General features: G+C 44.5%; 6 protein-coding genes. All 6 read left to right on the top strand.

What is annotated here, in order from left to right:
* On the top strand, positions 1 to 168 hold a 168-nt coding region (locus tag HCJ66_RS15675), incomplete at its 5' end, for a WXG100 family type VII secretion target (protein WP_187133987.1).
* A 114-nt stretch (positions 169 to 282) separates the two neighbouring features.
* A complete protein-coding gene (gene esaA, locus HCJ66_RS15670) occupies positions 283 to 3,612 on the top strand; it encodes a type VII secretion protein EsaA (RefSeq protein WP_187133986.1) in 3,330 nt (1,109 codons plus the stop codon).
* Positions 3,602 to 4,117, top strand: coding sequence for a type VII secretion protein EssA (essA, locus tag HCJ66_RS15665; protein WP_187133985.1), 516 nt, complete (start codon positions 3,602 to 3,604; stop codon positions 4,115 to 4,117). Before esaA ends, essA begins: the two co-directional genes overlap by 11 nt.
* A 16-nt stretch (positions 4,118 to 4,133) precedes the next feature.
* Positions 4,134 to 4,385 carry an EsaB/YukD family protein gene (locus HCJ66_RS15660; RefSeq protein ID WP_181675952.1) on the top strand — a complete coding sequence of 84 codons (252 nt, stop codon included), beginning with the start codon at positions 4,134 to 4,136 and terminating at the stop codon, positions 4,383 to 4,385.
* 18 nt (positions 4,386 to 4,403) lie between these two features.
* Entirely contained in the window at positions 4,404 to 5,633 is a 1,230-nt protein-coding gene (gene essB, locus HCJ66_RS15655; RefSeq protein WP_187133984.1) for a type VII secretion protein EssB, read from the top strand.
* Position 5,634: 1 nt separating this feature from the next.
* Positions 5,635 to 9,798: type VII secretion protein EssC (essC, locus tag HCJ66_RS15650; protein WP_187133983.1), on the top strand; the 4,164-nt coding region annotated here is incomplete at its 3' end.

The raw sequence follows: 9,798 nt of genomic DNA, 5'->3' as shown, positions 1-9,798 counted from the left end.
TGGGAAGGGGAAGCATTCCGTAAATTTGATGATCAATTCCAGCAATTGAAACCAAAAGTAACGGATTTCTCTAACTTGATGCACCAAATCGAGCAACAATTAGCGAAAACAGCAAATGCAGTGGAAGAAAACGATGCGAACCTATCGCGTAATTTCGGCTTGAACTAAGAAGTAATGGGTGGCTGGGACTTTAGCGAGTCTCAGCCTGTTAGTAAACGTTAAATTTGGAAATTCGAAGTTGGGAGACTTCTTACATATAAAAAACAACGGGAGTGGATACAAGTGAAAAAAATAAAGTGGAGTGTGTTGGCTTTTTTCGTGCTGGCTTTGCTTCTTTCGGCAGGGACGTCGTATTTGGCGTTGGAACAAACGACGGCGAAAAATGAAGATGGACAGAAAACGAAAAAAATGTCCATTGCGCTCGTCAATGAAGACCAAGGGTTTACGATGGATGATGGTGAGAAAATTGATTTTGGCGATAAATTTTCAAAGAAGATTGTGAATCAGATGGATCATAAATGGGCAACGCCTACTCGTGGCTTCGCTGAAAACGGCTTGAAAAACCGGGTGTACGACATGATTATTTTTATCCCGCAAGATTTTTCGAAAGCGGCGATGTCGATGACGCTTGCTAATCCAGAGAAGGTCAAAATTTCTTACCGCATTAGTGAGACGGGAAATAAAGACGTGACTGCAGAGGCGGAGCGCGCGGCGGCGAAAGTGCTAGAAGATTTTAATAGTGAGATTATTGAAGTATATTTTGCGAGTATCTTGACGAACCTTCACGGGGCACAAGATAGTATAAAAAAACTGGTCGACAAGGAGGAAACGTATGGTTCGGTATACAATGCGAATGTGAATTCTCCTTTATCGAACTATACGCAGCAATTTAAAACAGTACAGGATTATACTGGTATGTCCAAGGATAGTTTTAAAGGATTGCAAGATGTACTGAAAGGTTTTGGGACAGGGCTTGCGGAAGGAACGAAAGTCAATGAGACGTATTTCCAATCTTTAGAGAAGCTTGCAAAGAATCAGGAAACGAATGCGCTTGTATCGAAATCTTTTGCAGAGCAGATGGCGGGAAATGATGCAGCGATGTCAACGGCGGACGTCTCGGAGCAATTGTCTAATTTGAAAACCTCTAATGACGCGATTTTCAAGCAGTTTCAGAAGTTAGAGGAGGAGCGGACACTATCGACGCAGGTGGATAACGTGCAAAAATATTTGGATACTGTGAATGAGCAAGTTGCCATGATAAACACAGAAGTGACGACCAAAATGGGTGAAAGTTTGCGAGGCAGCGTCGAAGGGGATTTACTGAAATATATTTCGGATGACGGGGATCGGACGATAACATTAGATGATTTGACGGATAAGACGCTAAATAATCGATTTAATGAGGAAATGCAAAGAGTGATGAGAGAGATACCGAATTATGATGCGCGCTTGTTAGAGGATGATGCTACTGCGGAGGAGAGAGAGGTTTACAAGGAGCTGCGTAATGTCATTGAGCTTGCTAGAAAATATATTAGCAGTAATTCAGGTGATTGGTCTGATGGTTTGCTGGAAAAGAAAAAAGATTTTCCAAAATATACGGTAGTTGAGGATGCTATCGATAAGTTAAAACAAGAGAAAATTGCTGAAAAATTAAGATTAACAAGTGATGGCGCGTACTATATTTATAATTTTAATCAGGAATTTCAGATAGAACAATCGAAGGTAGATGAGAACATACAAAAACTCGTTTTCAAAGAGCCGGATGGTTTTGATGTACCTAGTAGTCAGGCGGTTCAGTCGGTTAGACTTACGAAAGCGGATGGGAGTTATGTAAGGAACGTAACGACGTATGATGAGGAGAAGCGGGAATGGACGGTGGAAATCGATCCGAGTGAAACCAATCCAGATGGCACGGATACAGCGCTGGGCTTGAAGCTAAATGTTGATCTTTACATGAAAGCAGATGCGCTCGCTGATTTTGACTTGTTTGCTCCGATTAAGATTGATATGAGAAATACGGAGACGAGGATGGAAGCAGAAGATCCAGAAGATCCGTTAAATCCACCTGATCCACCAGTCATGATTGAAGTCGAGGACAAGAGTGAGCAAATAGAGCTTGGACCCGAGTACATCATCACGACGAAAGAGCGCAATGATGCGATGGATTCAGTGCGTGAGACTATTGAGGGCGTCGATAAAGGAACGACGGAGCTGGCAGACAATGTGGCTGCATACGTAAAACCATATTATAAGCTTTCGGAACTATTTAAGACGTATTACGGCATTGATGCGAGAGTGACACCGCTTGATTTAGATGGGAAGACATTGACGGAATATGCAGCGGGGAAAAAGAATTCTTACTACTACCAGTTCAATATTGAAGACCGAATCGCAATGATGGTCTCGCTGATTACAGACAATGTGACGAATTTTATTCACCGTGATTTGGAGACGTTCCAACAACAAGTGGATGAATCGCAAACACGGATTGCAGTCACAAAAGAAAATGCGGATATGCTATCTGAGCGTTTGACGGAAACAACAACACAAGCTGCAACGATGAATGCGAGTGTTGCCAAAATGCTTGAAAATGTAGAGGCGTGGCGTAAGGCTAGTCTGGATTTGCTAGATAAAGGCGGAGTTGTACTAACGAACAGTGGCGATGAAAAATCGGCGACGCTTTCTTTAGGCAGTGAATTCGGAGGATTACTTTCACAAAGTAAAGCGTTAGCTGATTCTTCGAAAACAAATCTGAACTCAGCAGATAATGTATACAAAACATTTGACGCCATTGATAAACAGGCGAAAAATATTCAAAATAGCGGTTTGGGAATCGTGACACAAGCACAGAAATTATCAGCAAATATGGCGAATAAGTTAGGAACAGATCAGGAGTTTGCTTCTAATTTTGCGAGTATGATGGAGAACAGCCGTGTTGGTGATCGCGATAATGATAATTTATATCGTTTCTTGAGTAATCCAGTCGAGAAGGTAAAAGGAGAGACGATTGCAGCAGGGGATACGTTTACGCCGTACTTGATTGTGCTAGTTTGTTTTATCGTGGCTTTGTTTACGGGTTATGTGATTGCGGCGCAGGAACGAAAACGGAAGCAAGAGGATGATTTTGAGGAAGAGATGGCGTTGGCGTATCAAAATACACCGATTACGTTGATGACGGTTGGAATTGCATTGATTGAGGGTGCGATTATCGGGGCTATATCTGCTTACTTCTTGGATATGAAGGGCGTTATTTTCGTATCTTGGATGGGAATTATTATTTTAATGATGCTCGTTTTCGTAACGATTGCGACCTACTTGTTACGGCAATTGCGGATGATTGGGATGTTCTTACTACTCGTCATTCTAGCGCTTTACTTGTTCTTAACAGAGGCGGTTGGCTTGAAAATTGAGCAGGATTCGATGTTGGCTACGATTCGTTCGTTGTCGCCGCTACAATATATGGAAAACTTGTTGAATGGCTTTATGAGTCGAGCGGACAATTGGCTTGTTCTGATGTATTGTTTGATTGGTGTGGCCATTGTTGGTGTAACCGTGAATTTATTCGTTTGGCATCGGAGTAAACGAGCAGGAGGAAATGATGATGAAGCGTAAAAAAATTGGGATTTCTGCGATTGTTTGGGTTCTGATGATACCGCTGTTCGCAATTCCAGGTGTAGTCTTGGCGGCAGATAGTGAAGATTCGTATCTGGGTAATGATGGGAAAATGGAAATGCAAGTAGGCCGAGTGACTAAACCGTCAGATGAGAAGAAAACAGAGGCGGATACAGAACAAACGGAGCTTGAGAAATTGGGAATTACGCTGTTCACGCCTGAAGCTGAGAAAAGTGCGAAGGAAATCAAGGCGTTTGAAAAAAAACAAATGGATGATGTGAAGGCCTCGCTATTTACTGGTGAGTCACAAAAAGATAATTCTGTGGAGACGATGAAAGCTTCTGTTTTTACAGAGCAAGAGGGAGCCGTGAAGCAGAGTGAGGCATCGACACTAGGACGAAATATGCCGGCAAAAAAGAGCGATACGATATGGTGGGTATTATCAAGTATCGTTTTAGCTGTAGGCGCGATGCTTTACATGGTCGTTCGAAAAGTATGGGAATAGAAAGAGGTAGATAGAGATGGCACAGGATACGCATATTAATGTCACGATTAATTTTACGAAATGGGGCGGACGGATTCATGATTTACGAATCCCGAAGCACCAGCCGGTGAAGGCGTTGTTGTTGAACTTGGTGGAGACGTTGAAGTTATCACAGCCAAATATTTCGCATTGTGCGATTAAGGTGGCAAACAAGGAACTATTGTTGACAGATGATGATAAATTGACCGATTTTCAAATTACGGACGGGGATATCATTGAAATTTTATAAAAGGGAGATTTGAGACAAATGATAACGAAGAAAATAATGGTAGATGCGTTGGAATATAATTTTCAAATAGATGGGACGGTTTGGCAGGTAGCTTTTTCAAAGTCACAAACGCGGATGAAGGATGTGCGTCAGTTGGCTTTACTTAAGGAACGCTCGCCGTTGTTTGTCCCGGTTTCTTTTGAGGATAGGGGGGATGCATTGTCGTTCCAGTTCGATACGGCGGGGAAAACAACTTGGGATGAGTTGGCGCAGCTTGATCGGAATGAAAAATTGCGCGCGGTCGGTAATGTGGCGCGGTTCTCGGAGTTATTGAAGACGCGATTCACGTTTTTCTTACATCCGGACAACGTGGTTTTTGATGTGAATCAGATGCCGTATTTGGTGTATCGTGGGATTCGTGATGTTTTGCCGCCGTACACGATGACGGAAGAGAAGTTTTTGAAGCAATATAAATGTTTGATTGTGGCGCTTTTTTCGAAAAAGTACTCGTTTGATGAGTTGATTTCGGGGTCGCTAGTTAATGCGAAAGGCACGAGTTTTGAGCGGAGTGTTATTGAGGCGAAGGATTTAGAGGCGATTGAGGAGATTTTGGCGGAAGGTTATACGAAGGAAAAAGCGGCTGTGGATCGGAAAATGACATTGGTACAGCGGAAGAATTATCGTTTATTTAAAGGGCTTACGATTGGATTTATTATTGCGACACTTGTACTGGCAGTTCCAGTTGCTTATTTTGCCTTTGTGAAAGTGCCGTTTCAGGAGACGTTGCTCAGTGCGAATGAGGCTTTTATCGCGAATGATTATGGTAAAGTGACAGATACGTTGCGCGATGTGGAGCCGACGAAATTACCGCAAGCAAGCAAGTATGAATTGGCGAAGTCGTATGTGGAAAGCGCGAAGTTGAGTGATGTTCAGAAGAAGACGGTACTGCAAAACACGACGCTGAAATCGCCAGAGGATTATTTGTTGTATTGGATTTATGATGGGAAGGCAGAACTTACGAAGGCTAATGATATTGCGCTTACGATGAAAGATAATGACTTGCAGGTATATAATTTGGCGAGACAGATTGAGAAATTGGATACGGATACGGAAATGAGTGCATCGACGAGAAGTGCGAAACAAGAAGCAATCAATGAGAAAATTAAGAAGATAAAAGAGGATGAAGCGAAGACGAAAGAAGAGGCTGCAAAAGAGGAAGCCACTCAAAAAGAACAAGACAAAGCGCAAGCAACATCGGGGGTAGAGTAAGATGGAGAAGCAACTGCTAACGATTAGTTATGGCAATCAGCTGCATAAATGCCAGTTAGATTCGAAAAAAGAGGTTACGATTGGTGGGGACTTGCAGCATACGGTGACTTATGAGAATTTGGCGGATTCGTTGCAGGTGGTCTGGAATGAGGACTCGGGGCAATGGTTTTTGGGTGATTTGCCGCTGGAATTGAATGAGCGTCTGAATTTGGAGACGTCTGATGGGGAGAAAATCCAGTTTTATTTGACGGAGGATGTGGCGTCGCAGGTTTTTGATACGACGACGAAATATTCGATTACGTTTGGTGAGAAGGATTTTAATGATGTGGTGATTGCAGGCACGACGGCGGATTTGTTGTTTATTCGTGAGGAGCTTGGCGCGACATTTAAATTGAATGTGTATGGTGGAATTGTTTACCATAACTATTATCGTGTGGAATCAGAATGCCAATTAGCGGCTGGGGATCAGCTGTATTTTGACGGCGTGACGATTCGGGTTGGTAAGGAGGACATCGAGGTTGTCGCGGGAGATGGTCGGGTTCATGCGACGCTTGCACAGCTGGTGGCGCCGGACAATGCTTTTAGTGCGGATTATCCGGATTACCACCGGTCGCCGCGAATTATTTATCGTGCGCCGGAGTCGAATTTGACGATTGCGAAACCGCCGGGCAAGCCTTCGAAACCAAGTGAGGAATTGATGAAAATTCTGATTCCGCCGCTGATTATGATTGCGATGTCGATTGTGATGATGTTTTTACGTCCGAATCCGATTTTCGTGATTATGACGCTTGGGATGACGGGCGCGACGGTGATTTTCTCGGTGATTACGTATGTGAAAAATCGCAAAAAATACAAGGTGGATATGAAGGAACGTGACGCGAGCTATCGTCGTTATTTGAAAGACAAGACGTCGGAACTTCACGCTGCGGCGGAGGAACAGGCGCATTCGCTACATTATCATTTTCCAACGGTGACGGAAATTCGCGATATGGCGCTTTCTGTTGATTCGCGGATTTATGAGAAGACGATGTTCCACCATGACTTTTTGCAGTATCGGGTTGGTACTGGGGAGGAGAATACGTCGTTCAATGTGGAATTCCAAGAGGAGGAGTTTACGCAGGACAAGGATGAGTTGGTGGAGAGCGCGAAGGAGTTGAAGTCGCAGTATTATTCGGTGAAGGATGTGCCGATGGGGACGGATTTGATGAACGGGCCGGTTGGTTATATTGGCCATCGCGAGCTTGTGATTGAGCAGTTGCAGTTGATGGTGATGCAGACGGCGTTATTCCACAGCTACTATGATTTGCAGTTTATTACGGTATTTCCGGAAGAGGAAAAGGAACAGTGGGACTGGATGCGTTGGTTGCCACACGCGAGTTTGCGCGATATTAATGTGCGTGGCTTTGTGTACCATGAGCGTTCGCGGGACCAGGTTTTGAACTCGTTGTACCAAATTTTGAAGGAGCGCAAGTTGGCTTTGGATGAAAAGGGCAACAAGTCGGAGCAGATGTACTTTTCGCCGCATTATGTGGTGCTTGTGACGGATGAGAAAATGATAATGGATCACACGGTAATGGAGTTTTTCAATGAGGATCCGAGTGAGTACGGGGTTTCGCTTGTGTTCGTGCAGGACGTGATGCAGAGTTTGCCGGAGCATGTGAAAACGGTTATTGATATTCGGGACGCGAAGAACGGGAATGTGATTTTGGAGCAAGGCGAGCTTGTGAATCGTGGCTTTACGCTGGATCATTTCCCTGCTGATTTCGATAAAGAGAGTGTGAGTCGTGCGTTGGCGCCGCTTAATCACTTGCAGAATCTGAAAAATTCGATTCCGGAATCGGTGACATTTTTGGAAATGTACGGTGTCGACCGCGTGGAAGAGCTTGGCATTAGCGCGCGTTGGGAGAAAAATGAGACGTATAAAAGCTTGGCGGTTCCGCTTGGTTTGCGTGGGAAAGACGATATTGTTAACCTGAATTTGCATGAAAAAGCACATGGCCCGCATGGTTTGGTCGCGGGTACGACGGGTTCTGGTAAGTCGGAGATTATTCAATCGTACATTATCTCGCTTGCCGTGAATTTCCACCCGTATGAAGTCGCGTTCCTGCTGATCGATTACAAGGGCGGCGGCATGGCGAATCTGTTCCGAAACTTGCCACATTTGCTCGGTACAATCACGAACTTGGACGGCGCGCAAAGTATGCGTGCACTTGCTTCGATTAAAGCCGAATTGCAAAAGCGTCAACGTCTATTTGGCGAGCACGATGTCAACCATATTAACCAATATCAAAAATTATACAAATTAGGCGAAGCATCAGAAGCGATGCCGCATTTATTCCTGATTTCCGATGAGTTTGCCGAGCTAAAAAGTGAGCAACCGGAATTCATGAAAGAGCTAGTTTCGACAGCGCGTATCGGGCGTTCCCTCGGTATCCATCTGATTCTCGCCACGCAAAAACCAAGTGGTGTTGTGGATGACCAAATCTGGTCGAACTCGAAATTCAAACTGGCGCTGAAAGTACAAAACGCGTCGGATTCCAATGAAATTTTGAAAACACCAGACGCTGCGGAAATTACACTACCCGGTCGTTCGTATTTGCAAGTCGGGAATAACGAGATTTACGAATTGTTCCAGAGTGCTTGGAGTGGCGCGGATTACGTGCCGGATAAAGACGATCAGGAGCAAGTGGACACGACGATTTACGCGATTAACGACCTCGGTCAGTATGACATTTTGACGGAAGATTTAAGTGGCTTGGGCGATAAAGAGGATATTTCGAAAGTGCCGTCAGAGCTTGATGCGGTGATTGATTATATTCACGATTATACGGAGGAAGCTAATATCGCGATGTTGCCGCGTCCGTGGTTGCCGCCTTTGGAAGACATGATTTTCTTGCCAGAGCTGCATCCAATTGATTATAAAGAAGCATGGCAAAAAGAGAAATCCGAACTCGCGCCGATTATTGGTTTTATGGATATTCCTGAAATGCAAGATCAGCGTCCCGTCGAAGTAAACTTGTCAAAAGACGGTCACATCGCGGTTTATTCAAGTCCTGGTTACGGAAAGTCAACCTTCCTGCAAACCGTCGTGATGGACTTGGCACGCGCGCATAATCCGGAGCACCTGTACATTTACCTGCTCGATTTCGGAACCAATGGTCTCTTACCGTTGCGCGAATTGCCACACGTCGCCGACACGATTATGCTTGACGAAGAAGAGAAAATAGGAAAATTCGTTCGTCGCTTCGATCGCGAGTTAAAAATGCGTAAACGTAAATTAAGTCAGTTTGGTGTCGCGAATCTTGATATGTACGAAAAAGCGAGTGGAGAAATTTTGCCGAATGTCGTGATTATTATTGATAATTTCGATCCAGTCAAAGAATCGCCGTTCCAAGAAGGATTCGAGAAGATTATGACGCAAATCGCGCGGGAAGGTGCCGGCGTCGGGATTAATCTCGTCATCAGTGCTGGACAGCAAAATGCGATGCGCACACCATTGCTTTCCAATATTAAAACGCAAATCCCGCTTTACTTAATCGAAGCATCCGACGCGAGAAGTATCATCGGGCGCACCGATTTAACGAGCGAGGAATTACCAGGTCGCGGCTTGGTGAAACAGGACGATATCGCCGTATTCCAAACAGCGCTTCCAAACAAAGGCGAGGACACGCTACAAATCATCAGCGCGATTCAGCAAGAGGCGAAAGAAATGTCCGACGCATGGTCTGGCGAGCGCCCACTTCCGATTCCGATGGTTCCAGAAGTGCTCCCATTCCAAGATTTCGTATCATGGAAATCGACGCAAAACATGCTCGCAGCAGGCCAAATACCGTTTGCTGTTGATTTTGAAAACGTCGAACCGATTCCATTACACTACAAAGAAAATCAAAATACACTCGTGATGAGCGATCGCATCGAATTAATGGAGTCAACGATGGTAATACTACTCGACGTGATGATAGTCAATCCACAAATCGACATCATTTTGACCGATAATCCAATGCTACGTTTCGCAGGCTATAAACCAAACGTCAACGCATACGGTCATGACACAGAAAGTATCACGATGATTTTCAAAGAACTTCAGAGTTTGCTAGAAAGTCGTCAAGACGGTTTCGCAGCGATGCAAAAAGAAACAGGCGGATTAACAACAACGACCGAATTC

The organism is Paenilisteria portnoyi (assembly GCF_014322795.1).
Lineage (GTDB): Bacteria > Bacillota > Bacilli > Lactobacillales > Listeriaceae > Listeria_A > Listeria_A portnoyi.
Note: the sequence above shows the minus strand (reverse complement) of the source record. Positions and strands in the feature narration are given on the sequence as shown.

Excerpts from the sequence above, each read along its gene's own strand:
- essA (WP_187133985.1), top strand. The coding sequence starts at position 3,602 with ATGAAGCGTAAAAAAATTGGGATTTCTGCGATTGTTTGGGTTCTGATG.
- HCJ66_RS15660 (WP_181675952.1), top strand. The coding sequence starts at position 4,134 with ATGGCACAGGATACGCATATTAATGTCACGATTAATTTTACGAAATGG.
- essB (WP_187133984.1), top strand. The coding sequence starts at position 4,404 with ATGATAACGAAGAAAATAATGGTAGATGCGTTGGAATATAATTTTCAA.